Annotated in this window: 17 protein-coding genes; 1 reads left to right on the top strand and 16 read right to left on the bottom strand. The window is 69.7% G+C overall.

What is annotated here, in order from left to right; all coding sequences use genetic code 11:
- Positions 1-30: 30 nt before the first annotated feature.
- The 13 genes from VFR64_03120 to VFR64_03060 all read right to left on the bottom strand — a co-directional run bounded on the left by VFR64_03120 (position 31) and on the right by VFR64_03060 (position 12,147).
- Positions 31-1,227 (bottom strand): CoA transferase, encoded by a 1,197-nt coding sequence (locus VFR64_03120; GenBank protein ID HET9488736.1) that lies wholly within the window; start codon positions 1,225-1,227, stop codon positions 31-33.
- Positions 1,211-1,642 (bottom strand): OB-fold domain-containing protein, encoded by a 432-nt coding sequence (locus tag VFR64_03115; GenBank protein ID HET9488735.1) that lies wholly within the window; start codon positions 1,640-1,642, stop codon positions 1,211-1,213. The genes VFR64_03120 and VFR64_03115 overlap by 17 nt, the downstream gene beginning before the upstream one ends.
- Positions 1,639-2,793: a thiolase domain-containing protein gene (locus VFR64_03110; GenBank protein ID HET9488734.1), complete on the bottom strand. Its 1,155-nt coding sequence runs from the start codon at positions 2,791-2,793 to the stop codon at positions 1,639-1,641. The genes VFR64_03115 and VFR64_03110 overlap by 4 nt, the downstream gene beginning before the upstream one ends.
- Positions 2,794-2,973: 180 nt before the next feature.
- Entirely contained in the window at positions 2,974-3,231 is a 258-nt protein-coding gene (locus VFR64_03105; protein ID HET9488733.1) for a helix-turn-helix domain-containing protein, read from the bottom strand.
- A 181-nt stretch (positions 3,232-3,412) separates the two neighbouring features.
- On the bottom strand, positions 3,413-3,679 hold the full coding sequence (fdxA, locus tag VFR64_03100) for a ferredoxin (protein HET9488732.1): 267 nt from the start codon (positions 3,677-3,679) through the stop codon (positions 3,413-3,415).
- A gap of 125 nt (positions 3,680-3,804) precedes the next feature.
- On the bottom strand, positions 3,805-4,707 hold the full coding sequence (locus VFR64_03095; protein ID HET9488731.1) for an ABC transporter permease: 903 nt from the start codon (positions 4,705-4,707) through the stop codon (positions 3,805-3,807).
- 4 nt (positions 4,708-4,711) lie between these two features.
- Complete coding sequence (locus VFR64_03090) at positions 4,712-5,689, bottom strand: ABC transporter permease (GenBank protein ID HET9488730.1); 978 nt, start codon at positions 5,687-5,689, stop codon at positions 4,712-4,714.
- Positions 5,690-5,781: 92 nt separating this feature from the next.
- On the bottom strand, positions 5,782-7,377 hold the full coding sequence (locus VFR64_03085) for an ABC transporter substrate-binding protein (GenBank protein HET9488729.1): 1,596 nt from the start codon (positions 7,375-7,377) through the stop codon (positions 5,782-5,784).
- Between the two features lie 98 nt (positions 7,378-7,475).
- Positions 7,476-8,498, bottom strand: a complete 1,023-nt coding sequence (locus VFR64_03080; protein ID HET9488728.1) for a dipeptide ABC transporter ATP-binding protein — start codon at positions 8,496-8,498, stop codon at positions 7,476-7,478.
- Positions 8,488-9,480: an ABC transporter ATP-binding protein gene (locus VFR64_03075; protein HET9488727.1), complete on the bottom strand. Its 993-nt coding sequence runs from the start codon at positions 9,478-9,480 to the stop codon at positions 8,488-8,490. Before VFR64_03075 ends, VFR64_03080 begins: the two co-directional genes overlap by 11 nt.
- 39 nt (positions 9,481-9,519) lie before the next feature.
- A complete protein-coding gene (locus VFR64_03070) occupies positions 9,520-10,779 on the bottom strand; it encodes a glycosyltransferase (GenBank protein ID HET9488726.1) in 1,260 nt (419 codons plus the stop codon).
- A complete protein-coding gene (locus VFR64_03065; GenBank protein ID HET9488725.1) occupies positions 10,772-11,770 on the bottom strand; it encodes a GNAT family N-acetyltransferase in 999 nt (332 codons plus the stop codon). The genes VFR64_03070 and VFR64_03065 overlap by 8 nt, the downstream gene beginning before the upstream one ends.
- Positions 11,767-12,147, bottom strand: coding sequence for a zinc ribbon domain-containing protein (locus VFR64_03060; protein HET9488724.1), 381 nt, complete (start codon positions 12,145-12,147; stop codon positions 11,767-11,769). Before VFR64_03060 ends, VFR64_03065 begins: the two co-directional genes overlap by 4 nt.
- Positions 12,148-12,294: 147 nt before the next feature.
- Between VFR64_03060 and VFR64_03055 the strand changes: the two genes are divergently transcribed.
- A complete protein-coding gene (locus VFR64_03055; GenBank protein HET9488723.1) occupies positions 12,295-12,537 on the top strand; it encodes a hypothetical protein in 243 nt (80 codons plus the stop codon).
- A gap of 16 nt (positions 12,538-12,553) precedes the next feature.
- Here the strand turns inward: VFR64_03055 and VFR64_03050 are convergent, their stop codons facing one another.
- From VFR64_03050 to VFR64_03040, 3 genes are all read right to left on the bottom strand, one after another.
- The gene (locus VFR64_03050) at positions 12,554-14,206 is read right to left on the bottom strand and encodes a thiamine pyrophosphate-binding protein (GenBank protein ID HET9488722.1); all 1,653 of its coding nucleotides are present in this window, start codon (positions 14,204-14,206) and stop codon (positions 12,554-12,556) included.
- Between the two features lie 9 nt (positions 14,207-14,215).
- The gene (locus VFR64_03045) at positions 14,216-14,566 is read right to left on the bottom strand and encodes a retroviral-like aspartic protease family protein (protein HET9488721.1); all 351 of its coding nucleotides are present in this window, start codon (positions 14,564-14,566) and stop codon (positions 14,216-14,218) included.
- A gap of 67 nt (positions 14,567-14,633) precedes the next feature.
- A partial coding sequence (locus VFR64_03040) for an LLM class flavin-dependent oxidoreductase (GenBank protein ID HET9488720.1) occupies positions 14,634-15,131 on the bottom strand: 498 nt, incomplete at its 5' end.

Genomic DNA, 15,131 nt, shown 5'->3' with positions numbered 1-15,131 from the left:
TTCACCGCCGGTCGTCCGTCGGGATCGGGATCAGATCGCCGCCGCGCGACGCAACCGGGCGATCTGCGCCGCCCGCAGCCCGAGCACCCGGCGCAGGACGGCCTCGGTGTGCTGGCCCAGCAGCGGCGGGGCCGTGCGGACGGAGCCGGAGGTTGCGTGCAGGCGGATGGGCACGCCCATGACGGTGATGGAGCCGGCGGTGGGGTGCGGCAGGGCCGCGATCATGCCGCGCGCCTTGAGATGCTCGCTCTCGCACACCTCGGCCACGGTGCGGATGCGGCCCGCGGGTACGCCGGCCGCTTCCAGCCGCTTCAGCCACTCGTCGGCGCTGCGGGTGCCCAGGATCTCGTTCAGCAGGGGCACCAGCAGGGCGCGGTTCTCGACGCGCTTGGCCTCGGTGTCGAAGCGGGGGTCGGCGGCCAGGTCCGGCCGCTCGAGGGCCCGGCAACATTGCAGCCACAGCGAGTTGTTGGCCACGCCCAGCGTCACGTAGGCGTCGCCGGCCTTGAAGACCTCGTAGGGGACGATCGAGGGATGCTGGTTGCCCTTGCGCGTCGGCCGCTGCTTCGTGCCGAAGTAGATGCCGGCCTGGTACGTGAGCAGGGACGCCATGACGTCCAGCATGGCGATCTCGACCTTCTGCCCCCGCCGGGTTCGCGTCCGGGCCAGCAAGGCCAGGGTGATGCCGTGCGCGGCCGACATCCCGGCCACCAGGTCGGCGATCGAGTTCCCCACCTTCACCGGCGGGCCGTCCGGGAAGCCCGTGAGGTCCATGATCCCCGACTCCCCCTGCACGATCAGGTCGTAGCCCGCCCGCTGCGCCTCGGGCCCGGTCTCCCCGAACCCCGAGATCGAGCAGTAGACGAGCCGCGGACTCAGCCGGCTCAGGGCCCGGTACCCCAGGCCCAGGCGCTCCATCGTGCCCGTCCGGAAGTTCTCGATGAGCACGTCGCTCTTGGTGGCCAGGCGCTTGAGGACGTCCAGCCCCTCGGGCGTCTTGAGGTTGACCGTCACGCTGAGCTTGTTGCGGTTCACCGACATGAAGTACGTCGCCTCGCCACCGACGAACGGGGGCCAGCGTCGGGTGTCGTCGCCCTTGCCCGGCTCCTCGACTTTGATGACCTCGGCGCCCATGTCGGCGAGGATCATCGAGCAGAACGGCCCGGCCAGCACCCGGGTGAGATCCAGCACACGAATGCCACCGAGCGGCTTAGCTGCCTGCGCCACCAGGTCCCCTCCGCAGGACGCGCTTGAACACGCTGCGCGTGATGGCGGTCACGCGGTCCCCGGCGTGGCCCGCCCGGCGCCAGAACAGGCGCGCCCGATCCAGCGTGTTGAGATGGGAGAAGTAGTAGACGTCGTCCACGGCCTCGATGGCCACCCGGGAGCCGATCTTCAGGCCCCGGGTCTCCGACCCGTGACACACGAACCGGGCCCCGCCTTCGAGCGCGACCACCGCGATGTGCAGCGGCGACCGGAAGCCCTCGGGGGGCGCGTGAAGCGTGGTGAAGGTGACGATCTCCCCCACGCCGGCGACCGTGGTGGGCGTCATCGCCACCGGGTGGTGCGGGCAGAACGGCGCCGGCGGCGCCACGATCATCCGGCAGCGGGGGCAGCGGGAGGCGGCGATCGTCTCGATCACGTTGACGCGGTCCGCCGGGGAGCGCCCTCGACGGCTTCCAGCAGGATGACCCAGTTGTTCGTCGCGAGCCCGCCGATCGAGTGCGTGAGCGCCACCCGGCCCGAGACCTGGCGACTCTGGGCGCGGCCGGTGAGCTGCCAGACACACTCGACGACCTGGGCGATCCCGGTGGCGGCCAGCGGATGGCCGCGGGCCTTCAGGCCTCCCGATGGGTTGACGGGGAGCCGACCGTCCAGGGCCGTCTCACCGTCGAGGGTGGCCCGGCCGGCCTTGCCGGGCGGGACGAGGCCGAGATCTTCGAGCGCGATCAGCTCGAACGGCGCAAAGGCGTCGTGCACCTCGGCGAAGTCGACCCGCGCCGGCCCGAATCCGGCCATGGCGAAGGCCGTCCTGGCGGCGATGCGCGTGGCCTTGAAGTGCGTCAGCTCGTCCCGGTGCCGCACGGCCAGCGTGTCCATTCCCTGCCCGATGCCGGCCACGCGGACCGGTCCGCGCTTGGCCGTGAGCACCACGGCGGCGGCGCCGTCCGAGATGGGACAGCAGTGCAGCAGGCGCAGGGGGTCCGCGACCATCCGGCTCTCCTGAACCTGCTCGACGGTCACCGGCTCCCGGAAGTGCGCGTAAGGGTTGCGCGCGGCGTGGGCGTGATTCTTGACCGCCACCTGGGCCAGCTCCCGGTCGGTGACGGCGTGGCGGGCCATCATCGCGCGGGTGATGAGACCGGCCAGCGCCGGCATCGTGGCGCCGTACGAGCGCTCGTAGGGATCGATCGAGCGACCGATGAGCTCGGACACCCGCGGGGTGGCCAGGTGCGTCATCTTCTCGCCGCCCACGACGAGGACGTGGCGGGCCAGGCCGGCCGCCACTTCGGCGAAGCCCGTGTAGAAGGCCGCGGCGCCCGACGAGGTCGCCGTCTCGATCCGGATGGCAGGGACATCGGAGAGGCCCAGGTACGTGGCGACATGGGAGGCGAAGTTGCCGTCACCGACGAACTCCTCGGGGTTCATGACGGCGATGACCAGGGCGTCCGGGCGCTCCAGACCGGCGTCGGATAGAGCCGCATGGGCGGCCTCGGCCATGAGGCCAGGCAGCGACTCGGCTCGCCGGCCGATCCTCGTCATTGCGGCACCCGTGATCCAGACGTCAGGCATGGTGAGTATATTGTATCGGGTGCCGCGTGCTCGGCGAGCACCGTGGGTGGGCTGCTCCAGGCACGGGTGGCTGCGTTTGTAGCGGGTGCCGCGTGCCCGGCTAGCACCGCGGGTGGGCTGACCGGGGCTGATGGCCCCGGTCGGCGGGCTGTGGCAGCGCGGGGAGCAGCGGCGCCGAGGTCAGGAGGCGAGGGGGACGCTGCTGGCGCGCCGCCCGCGACGGGGCGGCGGCGGTGGCGCCGCCACCCCGAGGTCGCGGATGAGGCGCAGCAGGTAGGTCCGTTGCAGCCCCAACGTACGGGCCGCATGGGTCCGATTGCCGTGCGCCTGGTGCAGCGTGGCCTCGATCAGCCGGCGCTTGAACGCGCAGACAGCGCCATGATACGAGCGGTCGGCCGGGTCCTGGGAGGGCTCGCTTCCGTTGGCTCGCGATGTCATATCCATGCCCGGTCGGAAAGGCAACCGCTGTGCCACGCCTCACGCTAGAGATTTCCCTCGATTGCAGTGCCGCTTCGAGCTGGCGCTGCCCAGAGAAACAAGCGCCGTGCCCCGAGGGCTGTGCAAAAGCAAAGGGCCCGGCAACCGGGCCCTCGATGGTAAGAAAAGTGCCGCGCCGCCGTCAGTTCTTCTTCGCCGGCTGGACGCCGGGATTGTCCTTGAAGAACTGTTTGTTGACGTCGATGAAGCGCTTCCACTGCTCGGGGGTCTCGTCTTCCGCAAAGATCGCCTTCACCGGGCACACGGGCTCGCAGGCTCCGCAGTCGATGCACTCGTCAGGGTGGATGTAGAGCATGTCCGGCCCTTCGTAGATGCAATCGACCGGGCACACCTCGACGCAGGCCTTGTCCTTCACGTTGATGCACGGCTCAGCGATGATGTACGGCATCGAATCCCCCTGTAATTGCGCCTGGTTGAGTTGCGGTCAGACCAGAGAGGATTTGTACATGACTTCCTGCGTCGTGTCAACCAATACGCGGGTTTGGCGGCAGCGCACCAGACCCCCGGTCGCGATTACTGCGTGCGCAGTTTCGGATCGAGGGCGTCGCGCAACGAGTCACCGAAGAGATTGAAGGCGAAGACGGAGAGACTGATCGCCAGACCGGGAAAGATGGCCATCCACGGCGCCGTCTCCGCGAACTGCACGGCCGCGCCACGCAGCATGAGCCCCCAGGCCGCGATTGGCTCCTGCACTCCCAGCCCCAGAAAAGACAGGGAGGCCTCGAGCAGGATCGCCTGCCCCAGGAACGCGGTGAGGATGATCAGGTACGGCGCCATCACGTTGGGCAACATGTGACGCAGGATGATCCTCGCATTGCCGAACCCGGCCGCCCGCGCCGCATCCACGTACGGCATTTCGCGCACGCTCAGCGCGCTAGAGCGGATGACGAGCGCGGCGCGCGGAATCATCGGGATGGTGATGGCGGTGATCAGGTTCGGGAGGTTGTTGCCGAGGATGGACACCATGGCCAGGGCCAGGATGATCAGCGGAAACGAGATGAAGACGTCCATGACCCGCTGCAGGTAGAGGTCGATGCGGCCTCCGAAGTAGGCGCTGGCCACGCCGAGAACCGCCCCCGCCGTAGCGCCGAAGAAGGCGGCGCCGAACCCCACGATCAGCGCCGTTCGAGACCCATAGATCAGGCGGGAGAGGACGTCACGGCCGAAGGCATCCGTGCCCAGCCAGTGGTCGGCAGACGGCGCCGCCAGCATGGCTCCGAAGTCCACGGCCAGCGGGTCGTAGGGTGAGATGGCGGTCGCCGTGGTGGCCACGACCAGCATCAGCAGGACGATCGCCGCCCCGATCGCGCCCAGGGGGCGGCGTTGGGCAAAGTCCATGGTGGACGCCAGCCAGGCCCGGCGGGATGAGGCCTCCGGCAGATCGGCGGCGCGCTCGGCGGGTCGGGTGACGGCCATGGGTTCAGCGATAGCGGATCCGCGGATCCAGCCACGCGTACATGACGTCCATCAGGAAGTTGACGACGATGAACGCCGACGCGGTGAGGAGCACGAGGGCCTGGGTGAGCGTGTAGTCTCGCCGGGCGATCGCTTCCACGAAGAGCAAGCCGATGCCGTTCAGGTTGAACACCTGCTCGGTGACGACGAGGCCCCCCAGGAGAAAGGCGAACTCCAAGCCGATGACCGTGACGACCGGCAGCATGGCGTTCTTGAGCGCGTGGCGGACCAGGATCAGCTTGAGCCAGAGCCCCTTGGCCCGGGCCGTCCGGATGTAGTCCTCGCGCAGCACCTCCAGCATGGCCGAGCGCGTCATCCGCGTCGCCACCGCGGAGTACCGGTATCCCACGGCCAGCGCCGGCCAGATCAGTTGGGCCAGGTTCGCCCAGGGATCGACCCAGAACGGCGTGTACACCATGGGGGGCAGCCACTTGAAGATGATGAGGAAGGCCAGAATCATGAGGATCCCGAGCCAGAACGACGGCGTGGCCAGGCCGGCGATGGAAAAGACGCGAACGGCGTAGTCTACCCAGGTGTCCTGCTTGAGGGCCGCCACCACGCCCAGCGGGATGGCCAGGAGCGTCGCCACGATGGTCGCCATCAGGGCGAGCTGCAGGGAAAGGGCGAAGCGCAGCCTGATCTCCTCCGTGATCGGCGCCCCCGTCCACATCGAGAGCCCGAAATCGAAGCGAACCAGTCCCCACATGAAATCGACGAACTGCTTCCACAGCGGTTGATCGAGTCCGAGCTTGGCCCGCTCCATGGCCAAGAGCTCGTGATCGACGAATTGTCCTTGGCCCGCCCCGACGAAGCGGGCCTCCACGACGTCGCCGGGGACGACCCGGAGCAGGAAGAAGGTCAAGATCGCCACGCCTAGCAGGGTGGGGATCATCAGGAAGAACCGCTTGACGATGTATTTCAGCATGATCATCGGACAGGGCATGGGCGGCCGGGCTCCCGCCCGCCCATGCCCCGCCGGAACCGCGCGCGGCGCTTCTTCACCACCCGATCAGCGCCGTGACTACCGCTGCTCCGTTACTCGGCCAGCCACACCACATCGAGCGTGTTGTTCAGATAGTGGCTAGGCGTGATCTGCCAGCCCCGAACCTTGGCCGAGTGCGGCACGATGCGGTGCCACTGGAGCGTCATCATGTACCGGGCCTCTTCGTCGAGCAGCCGCTTCTCGAACTGGCGGATCAGCTTCTTCCGCTCCTCCGGATCGGTCGCCCGCGACTGCTTGTCATACAGCTCATCCAGCGCGCGATCCGTGTAGCGAGAGTAGTTCGCGGGGTTCTTGTCCCGCGAAACGAACTTGTAGAGGTCGAGGTCGGGCTCGACGATGTAGCCGCACTGGAAGTCCATGGCGACTTCGAAGTTCCCCGGCCGTACCACCTGCCCGAAGTAGGCCGCCGACTCCACCACCTCGTGCTTCACGTTGAGCCCGATCTGCCTCCACTGGTCGATGAGCCACACGGCCAGCGGCTCATAGGGCATGGGGATGCCGCGGTTCTTGAACGTGAACGAAAACCCTTCCGGGACCCCGGCTTCCTTCAGCAGGCGCTTGGCCTCCGCCCGCGACTTCTTGATGTCCTTCCAGTAGCCGGCGATCTTCTCGAGCTCCTCCGGCGGTGTCGCGAACGGCGTGCCCGGCACCTGGACCCCGGCTACTGCCTTCACGATGGCGATCTGCGAGAGCGCCTTCGAGCCCTCGTATCGGTCGACCGCCAGGGTCAGGGCCCGGCGAACCCGCTTGTCGTCGAAGGGCTTCTTCTCGTGGTTCATGGCGACGAGCAGGATGCAGTCCCAGGGGCTCTCCTGGACCGTGATCTTGTCGCCCAGCGCGGCTTTCAAATTGTCCCGGTCCTTGGGCGTGAAGCTGCGGAACTGGATGTGGGCGCGTTCGCCGCGGACCAGCGCCACCTGGGCGGCCGAATCCCGCACGAACAGGGCCCGGAATCCATCGAGATACGGCTTGCCCTTATCCCAGTAGTCCGGGTTCTTCTTGCCGACCACGTGAGAACCCTTGACGTGCTCTACGAAGGTGAACGGGCCGGTGCCCATGACGTTCTTCTCGAACCAGTGCATGTCCTTGGCCAGGATGTCGGCCTTGTAGATGAAGTTCCAGGGCGAAGCGAGGGAGGTCAGGAAAGCGCCGGAGGGCCACTTGAGGCGGAAACGAATGGTCTGGGGATCGGGCGCCTCGACGGCCTCCACCACGGAGTACTGGCCCTTGCGGCTCGAGCCCACACCCGCAGGCGGGGAAATGATCTTGTCGTACGAGGCCTTGACGTCCTTTGAGGTCATCGGGCTGCCGTCGTGAAACTTCACCCCGCTCCGGAGCTTGAAGGTGTAGGTGCGGCCGTCTTTCGAGATCGTCCAGCTCTCGGCCAAGCTCGCGACCGGCTTGGTGCCCGAAGGATCGTTGGGATCGACCCGGAGCAGCGTGTTGTAAAAGGGCGCGAAGGGGTGAATGAGCCCGAAGGTCTCCTCCCGGTGACCGTCGTAGGATGGGGGCTCGGAGGGCACGGGGAAGACGAGCTCACCACCGTGGCGCGGCTTCTCCTGAGCCAGAGCGGGCAGGGCCAGCGCACCAACGACGAGCAGGACGAGGAGCATCGTGACGCGGCGCATCAGTCACCTCCAGGTGTTTCGATTGAAAACCGCAGCGACGGCAGAAAGTTTCGCAACCCTTTAGGTTCCAGCCACCTTAAAGAGCGTGCGCCGACCTGTCAAGCCAGGATACAGGCGGCCCAGTGGCCCGGCCTGACTTCGCGGAGGGCGGGAACTTCGCCCCGGCACCGGTCGATGGCGATCGGGCAGCGGGGGTGAAAGACACAGCCTGACGGGGGATTGAGCGGGCTCGGGACCTCACCCCTCAGCACCACCCGGGCGCGGCGGGCCTCCAGCTCGGGGTCGGGGATCGGCACGGCGGCCAGCAGGGCCTTCGTGTAAGGGTGCAGCGGGTCCTCGTAGAGGGCCTTGCGGTCGGCCAGCTCGACGATCTTGCCCAGGTACATCACGGCGACCCGATCCGAGATGTGCCTCACGACCGCCAGGTCGTGGGCGATGAAGAGATACGTGAGGCCGAAGTCCGCCTGCAGGTCCTCCAGCAAATTGATGATCTGGGCCTGGATCGAGACGTCCAGCGCGGAGACCGGCTCGTCGCAGACGATGAGCGCGGGCTCCATGGCCAGGGCGCGGGCGATCCCCACCCGCTGGCGCTGCCCACCCGACAGCTCGTGCGGATAGCGGCTGGCGTGCTGGGGCAGGAGCCCCACCCGGCGCAGCAGCTCGGTGACCCGGGCGCGGCGGGCGGGGGCGCTGGGAACGATCCCGTGAACGGCCAGGGGCTCGGCGATGATCTGCCCCACGGTCATGCGGGGATTCAGCGAGCTGTAGGGATCCTGGAAGATCACCTGGATCCTGCGGCGCATGCCCCGCAGCTCCTGCTCGTCGGCCGTCGTGAGGTCTCGCCCCTCGAACAGGACGCTGCCGCTCGTGGGCCGTTCCAGCCGCAGGATGCAGCGTCCCGTGGTGGTCTTGCCACACCCGGACTCCCCCACCAGGCCGAGCGTCTCGCCACGCCGGATCGTGAAGCTCACCCCATCGACGGCACGCACCACCGCCCGCGGACCGGTGAAGACCCCACCCCCGACCGGGAAGTGCTTGACCAGATCGCGGACCTCCAGGAGCACCTCGGGGCCCGCGGTGGGCGCTCGCCCGGTCACCGCCGTCGGGGCCTCAGTGCGCATGGGCTTTCACTCGCTCGGCCTCCCAGCAGGCGCTGACATGACTGTCGGCACCAAGGGGGCGCAGGGGCGGAACCTCGCGCAGACACCGCTCCACCTGGAACACGCAGCGGCTCGCGAAAGCGCAGCCGGAAGGCAGCCGGGTGAGGTCGGGCGGCTGTCCCTCGATGGGCGCCAGCCGCTCGCGCCGGGGCTCGTCCAGACGCGGAACCGAGCGCAGGAGCCCGAGCGTGTAGGGATGGCGGGGGTTGGCGTAGAGCTCGCGCGCGCTGGCCCGCTCGATGATCCGCCCCGCGTACATCACGTTGACCCGATCGGCGTAGCGGGCCACCACGCCCAGGTTGTGGGTGATCACCAGCATGGCGACCCCGAGCCGCCGCGAGAGCTCCTTCATCAATTCCAGAATCTGGGCCTGGATGGTGACGTCCAGCGCCGTCGTGGGCTCGTCGGCCAGGATGAGCGCCGGGTTGCACGCCAGCGCCATGGCGATCATGATCCGCTGGCGCATGCCGCCGCTGAACTGGTGCGGATACTGGCGGAGGCGGCGGGCCGAATCCGGAATGCCGACCATGGCCAGCAGTTCCACCGCGCGCTGCTGGGCGGCTGCCGGCGTCATGCCCAGGTGGATCTCGAGCCCTTCGGTGACCTGGCGGCCCACCGTGAGGACCGGATTCAGCGAGGTCATCGGCTCCTGGAAGATCATGGCGATCTCGCGGCCGCGGATGTGCCGCATGTCCTCGTCCGAGAGGGCCAGGAGGTTCCGGCCCTTGAAGAGGATCTCCCCGGACACGATCCGCCCGGCAGGCTCGCTCACCAGCCGCATGATGCTCAGGGCACTGACGCTCTTGCCGCAGCCGGACTCGCCCACGAGGGCCACCGTCTCGCCTTCGTCGACGTCCCACGACACGCCGTCGACGGCGCGGACGATACCGGCGCTGGTGAAGAACTGGGTCGTCAGGGAGCGAACGTCGAGCAGTTTCGCCACTTCCGCGCGAGTTTATCACGACATCGGGACAGCGCCGGACTACGCGCAGTGCGCCGCGTCGAGATGGGCGCCGGCCCGCGGCTCGAGGCGCGCGTACTCACGACAGATCGCCTCGGCGATGCAGGCCCAGCGATGCCGCGCCGCCCACCGGACGCCCTCGTGGCCCAGGCGCCAGCGCAGATCGGCGTCGCCCAGCACGGCGTCGATCCGGCCGGCCAGGGCATCGGCGTCACCGTCGGCGACGAGATAGCCGGTGACGCCGTCCCGCACGGTGGTCACCAGCCCGCCCACGCGGGAGGCGATCACCGGGCTGGCGCAGGCCATCGCCTCCAGCGCCACCATGCCGAACGACTCGTAGTAGGAGGGCAGCACGGTGACGTCCGCGGCCACGTAATACGTGCGGAGCACGGGCTGGGTCCGGGCGCCGACGAAGCGCACGCGATCACCGACCCGCAGCCGCTCGGCCCGGTGGCGCAGCGCGGCCTCGTGGCCATCCAGCGGCTCGTCCGCGTCACCGCCCACGATGAGGAGCTGCACGGCGCGCCCGCGATCGCGCAGGCGCGCCACGGCATCGAGCAAGGTGTCCAGCCCCTTCACCGGCGCGATCCGGCCCACGTAGAGGATCACCGGTCCGGGGGACAGGTCCAGCGCCGCCCGGGCCTCGATCTGCGCTCCCGGGCGGAAGAGCTCGGTGTCCACGCCACACGGGACCACCGCGATCCGCCTGCGGTCCACGGCGCCGTAGCGGGCGAGGTATTCGGCCTCCGCGGGGGCGGCCGCCACGATCCGGTCGGCGGATTTCAGAATACGCGCCTCCTCGGCGAGCCGGAGCTCCGGCTCTCGCTCCTGGGACGTGCGCGCGGCGTCGTTCTTCAGGCGGGCCAGCGTGTGGAACATCTGGACGACCGGGACGGCCCACCGCTCCCGCAGCGCCAGGGCCACGGCCCCGGACAGCCAGTAGTGCGCGTGGATGAGGTCGTAGTCCACGCCCCGGGCGATGCGCCAGCTCTCGACCCCCTCGCGGAACTCCTCGAGGTGCCGGTGGACCACCGGCCGCGACAGCGGAGCCTCGGGGCCCGCCGCCACGTGGATGACCCGGGCCCCCTCCCCCATCGGCACGACCCGCGGGATGTCCGGGTTCTGCGAGCGGGTGTAGACGTCCACCTCCAGGCCCATGCGTCCCAGCGCGCGGCTCAGCTCGCGCACGTAGACGTTCATGCCGCCCGTCTCCTTGCCGCCCAGCGCCGCCAGGGGGCAGGTGTGCACGCTCAACATGGCCACGCGGATCGTCTCAGGCATGGGCGCCTCCGACCGGCGCCAGGGCCACGCGGTAGACGTCCTCGGGCGTCGGACCGAAATCGTACTTGTACCGCTCCTCGCCGCGCAGGAAATCGAAGCGGCGCTTGCCGCGGGCGATGGCGTCGCGGACCATGTGCCCCAGCAGGACCAGCCCCGGGGCTAGCGACGCGCGCTCGGGATGAAAGCCGGAATTGTAGACGCCGACCGTCTCGTCCCACTCGAGGACGAGGAAGGTGGCCAGCGGCCCGCCCGCGCTGTCGAGCAGCCACAGGCGGACCATGTCCAGCTCGCCGAACGCCGCCACGATCCGGCGGAAGAAGGCCTCCATGCGGGCGTCCATGAACTTCGCCTTGCCGGTGCGGGCTCGCCGGTGCAGGTCCAGGAAGTCACCCAGGCGAAGCTCGATCTCGTCCCGCCTGGCGAGCCGGGTCACGTGGGCGTCCGGCGCCTCCCGGGCCAGGCGCCGCATCTTTCGCGTCAGCTCGTGCCGCTGCTTGCTCGTCAGGCCTTCCAGGTAGGCCTCCCACGACCCGGGCAGCGTGATCACCGGGCAGCGTTCCTCGACCGCGACCGCCGCCTGGAGCCCGAACGCCGCCGCCAGCGTGGGGAGCGCGCCCACCGTCGGGGACGCCGCCGGCACGGCGTGCAGCTCCCAGGTCACCGGCGCCGCCGCCCGCGCGCCGAGCAGCGCCGTCCACGCCTCCTCTTCCCGTCCGGCCGCGGCCAGCAGATCCAGGTAGTCCGAGATGTCGGCGCCGCCGATCAGCTCCCGCACGCCGGGCGCGCGCTCCCACAGGGGCAGCACGGCCACCAGGCCGTCAGTGTCCTCGACGCGCCAGATCTCGAGCGGCCGGCCCGGAGCGAACGCGCGCGCCCACTCCGTCTGCCAGGCCCAGGTCAGGAACGGCGAGCGCAGGCGGCTGCCGGCATGCAGGCGCGACCACGCGGTCGCCCCGACGCCGTCGAAGCCGGGATGAGAGAGGACCTTCACGCGTCGTCGGTCGAGACGGAGTCGGTCGCTGCCGGGGACTCGTCGGCGGAGTCGGCGTGCTCCGACTCCTCCATCGCTTCGTCGACGGCCTCCTCGAAGTCGTCGCCGAGGTCTTCTCCCATCTCCCGCCCCATGCGCTTCATGAGGCGGGCCACGCTCGCCGGATCGTTCTCGTCGAGGTCGCCGAAGCTGGCCGCATCGGCCATGGCCTCCATGCGGGCCTCTTCGGACTTGGGGCTGGCGAAGCGCGACATCAGGCGGGTCAGAGCGGAGCCTCCGCAGCGAGGGCAGCTTGGAGCGGTCGCACTACTGGGTCGGAGCACGAGCAGGCTCACCACCCGACGACAGTCCCGACACTCGTATTCGTAGATCGGCATGCGAAGGCAATCTTAGCACCAGCGGGAAGTGTCTCGATGCCCGACACTCTGACTCGCCGGTGTCAATCGATGTACACCGGCGGAGCGATTCGCCCTGTCCTGTCAGAGGTTTGACCCCGGGCACCCTTCTTGCTCAGCCAGTCCGGCGTGAGACAACAGGCGCGATGGACGAAGCCCGCGGACCCGGGCCAGACCGAGAGCGGCAACGCCGCCTTCGACGATCGCGAACGGCTGTTGATCGAGGCGGTCGTCACGCTGGCCCGTTCTTTGCGAGACGAGCGTGACCGGCTGGCGGGTCGCCTCCGCGAAGTCGAGAGTGAGCTGCAGTCGCTCACCTCGCGGCTCGACCCCGGGTCGCTCGATTCCCCGGAAGCACCGGCGACGGACTAGCGCTCCGCTTCCGGCGTCAGATGGCCATCGAGACCTGGCCCGTTCGGCGATAGGCGGCCGGATCGAGCGGCACGTTGACGCACCAGACGTCATCGGAGGCCAGCGCGCGCTCCAGCGCCGGCGCGATCTGCCGGGGATCGCTGACCAGGACGCCCCGCCCCCCCAGGGCCTCCACCATCAGGTCGTAGCGCGTGACGGGGAGCGAGGTCGCCACGGCCCGGGCCTCACCGAAAAAGGCCAGCTGGGGATTCCGGATCTGTCCCCAGCCGCCGTCGTTCCCCACGATGCAGGTGATCGGCAGCCCGAAGCGCACCGCCGTCTCCATCTCCATGCCATTCAGACCAAAGGCGCCGTCGCCGGCGACCAGGAGCACGCGCTGATCGGGGTGAAGCAGCTTGGCCGCGATGGCGAACGAGGGGCCGACACCCAGGCACCCGAACGGGCCGGGGTCGAGCCATTGCCCGGGACGGGACAGCGCCACGACCTTCGCCGCGCAGCCGACGACGTCGCCGCCGTCGCCGATCACGATGGTCTCCGGCGTCACCACGCGAGCGATCTCCGCCGCCCAGCGGTAGTGCGACACCGGCACCTGGTCGGAGGCGCACAGGGCGGCCAGGCGGTCCCGGCCCTCGCGCTCCTTGCCGGCGACCTGCCGGCGCCACCCCTCCCACCGCCCGGCGAGCGCCGCCGGTAGCGCGTCGGTCAGCGCCTCGAGGGCGCGCCCGATGTGCGCGGACAGCCCCACCTGCAGGAGACGGTTGCGTCCCAGCTCGGCCGGGTCGCAGTCGATCATGGCGACGGTCGCGTCCTCGGCAAACGTCGGTGAGCGACCGTAGCCCAGTCGGAAGTCCAGAGGCGTGCCCAGGACGAGGACGAAATCAGCATTGGCCAGAGCCCAGCCCCTCGCCTGGGGAAAGGCCAGCGGGTGGTCCCAGGCCAGGCACCCGCGGCCCGCGCCGTTCATGAAGACGGGAGCCCCGGCCGCCTCCGCGAAGACCGTCAGGCTCTTGGCCGCCTCGTCCCACCACACGCCGCCGCCGGCGATCACCACCGGACGCTGCGCGCTCGCGAGCAGGTGGGCGAGACGGACCACCAGGTCGGGATCCGGAGGCGTCGCCGACCGGTGCACCGAGCCCGCGGGGATGGGCGCCAGGCGATCCTCGACGCGGTTCATGAGCAGATCGACCGGTATCTCGACGAAGACCGGACCTGGTCGACCCGTGAGCGCCGTCCGGATCGCCGCCGTCAGCACCTCCGGGATCTGCCGGGTGTCGGTCACCGACCACGCCCCCTTGGTGATGGGCCGCAGGAGCGCGACCTGCTCCATCTCCTGCAGGGCGCCCTGGCCCCGCAGCCCGAGTGGGGCGGCGCCTCCGATGAGCAGCAGCGGGCTCCGGGCCGACTGCGCGTTGGCCACCCCGGTGACGGCGTCCGTCACCCCGGGCCCGGCCGTCACGACGGCCGCGCCGATGTTGCGGGTGAGCCTCGCGTAGGCGTCGGCGGCATGGGCGGCGGCCTGCTCGTGCCGCATATCGATCACCCGGATGCCTTCGCCGAGGCAGCCGTCGTAGATGGGCAGCACGTGTCCGCCGCACAGGGTGAAGACGTGCCCCACGCCGGCCCGCTCGAGGACCCTCGCGACCAGCTCGCCGCCCGTCGGCTCGGCCATGCGTGGTCCTCAGACCACCAGGCCCCGGGTCGGAACGAGCCGCTTGGCGACGGGGTCGACGGCGAAAAAGAGGCTCTCGAGAGCGACCGCGCCGAGCAGCGCGGGACCATCCGGAGCGATGAAGCACGGCGTGGTGACTTCACGCCCGTCGATGGCTATCCGGATTTCGCCGACTGGCCACGTCGCCTCGGTCCCGCCGGCGACGATGATCGGCTGCATTCGGTGAACGGCGACTTCGAGCCGGCCGGCCAGGTCACGCGGCAGAACCACGAGCGTAGCGCCCGTGTCGACGAGCAACTCGACCTGCTCGGTGCGCCCGGTCGGCCCGGTGAGCCGAACAGGCACAAAGAACTGCCCCATGCCGCCTGGCCTCCCACGCCCATTGTAGTCCGCGGGGCGGAGCCTGAAACGCCCCCGAAGAGATACGTCAGTCTCTTCGGAAGCGCGGCAGGATCTCGGCGGCGATCGTCTCCAGCTGCTCCCGCTCTTCGGGCGGCTCGCAGATCGGGTTCAGGAGGAAGTGGCGGCAGCCGGCGGCCCGGAACGCCTCCAGGCGCTCGATGCACTGCGCGGGCGTGCCGACCACCCCGTAGCGGTCGACGAGCGGTCCGAAGTCCTGGGCGTAGCGCTTGCTGAGCCGGGCGACCCACCCCGCCCGAGCCCGCTCGTAATCGCGCCCCACCGTGATGAACGTCAGATGCGCCGTCGCGAAGCCGTCGAGCGAGCGTCCGTGGGCGGCGGCGGCGGCCCGGATCTTGTCCAGGCTCTGGGCATAGCGCTCCGGTGTCACGACATAGGACACCCACCCGTCACCCTGGCGCCCGGCCCGCGTCAGGGCGGCGTCCGACCGCCCGCCGATCCAGATCGGCGGGCCGCCCGGCTGCACCGGCTTGGGGTCGATCGACACCCCTTCGAACCGGGTGAA

This window comes from Candidatus Methylomirabilota bacterium (genome assembly GCA_035709005.1).
Classification (GTDB): Bacteria; Methylomirabilota; Methylomirabilia; order Rokubacteriales; family CSP1-6; genus 40CM-4-69-5.
The sequence above is the reverse complement of the archived record's forward strand: the minus strand, read 5'-3'. Positions and strand labels throughout refer to the sequence as shown.

Excerpts from the sequence above, each read along its gene's own strand:
- VFR64_03110 (HET9488734.1), bottom strand. The coding sequence starts at position 2,793 with ATGCCTGACGTCTGGATCACGGGTGCCGCAATGACGAGGATCGGCCGG.
- VFR64_03105 (HET9488733.1), bottom strand. The coding sequence starts at position 3,231 with ATGACATCGCGAGCCAACGGAAGCGAGCCCTCCCAGGACCCGGCCGAC.
- fdxA (HET9488732.1), bottom strand. The coding sequence starts at position 3,679 with ATGCCGTACATCATCGCTGAGCCGTGCATCAACGTGAAGGACAAGGCC.
- VFR64_03095 (HET9488731.1), bottom strand. The coding sequence starts at position 4,707 with ATGGCCGTCACCCGACCCGCCGAGCGCGCCGCCGATCTGCCGGAGGCC.
- VFR64_03090 (HET9488730.1), bottom strand. The coding sequence starts at position 5,689 with ATGCCCTGTCCGATGATCATGCTGAAATACATCGTCAAGCGGTTCTTC.
- VFR64_03085 (HET9488729.1), bottom strand. The coding sequence starts at position 7,377 with ATGCGCCGCGTCACGATGCTCCTCGTCCTGCTCGTCGTTGGTGCGCTG.
- VFR64_03080 (HET9488728.1), bottom strand. The coding sequence starts at position 8,498 with ATGCGCACTGAGGCCCCGACGGCGGTGACCGGGCGAGCGCCCACCGCG.
- VFR64_03070 (HET9488726.1), bottom strand. The coding sequence starts at position 10,779 with ATGCCTGAGACGATCCGCGTGGCCATGTTGAGCGTGCACACCTGCCCC.
- VFR64_03060 (HET9488724.1), bottom strand. The coding sequence starts at position 12,147 with ATGCCGATCTACGAATACGAGTGTCGGGACTGTCGTCGGGTGGTGAGC.
- VFR64_03050 (HET9488722.1), bottom strand. The coding sequence starts at position 14,206 with ATGGCCGAGCCGACGGGCGGCGAGCTGGTCGCGAGGGTCCTCGAGCGG.
- VFR64_03045 (HET9488721.1), bottom strand. The coding sequence starts at position 14,566 with ATGGGGCAGTTCTTTGTGCCTGTTCGGCTCACCGGGCCGACCGGGCGC.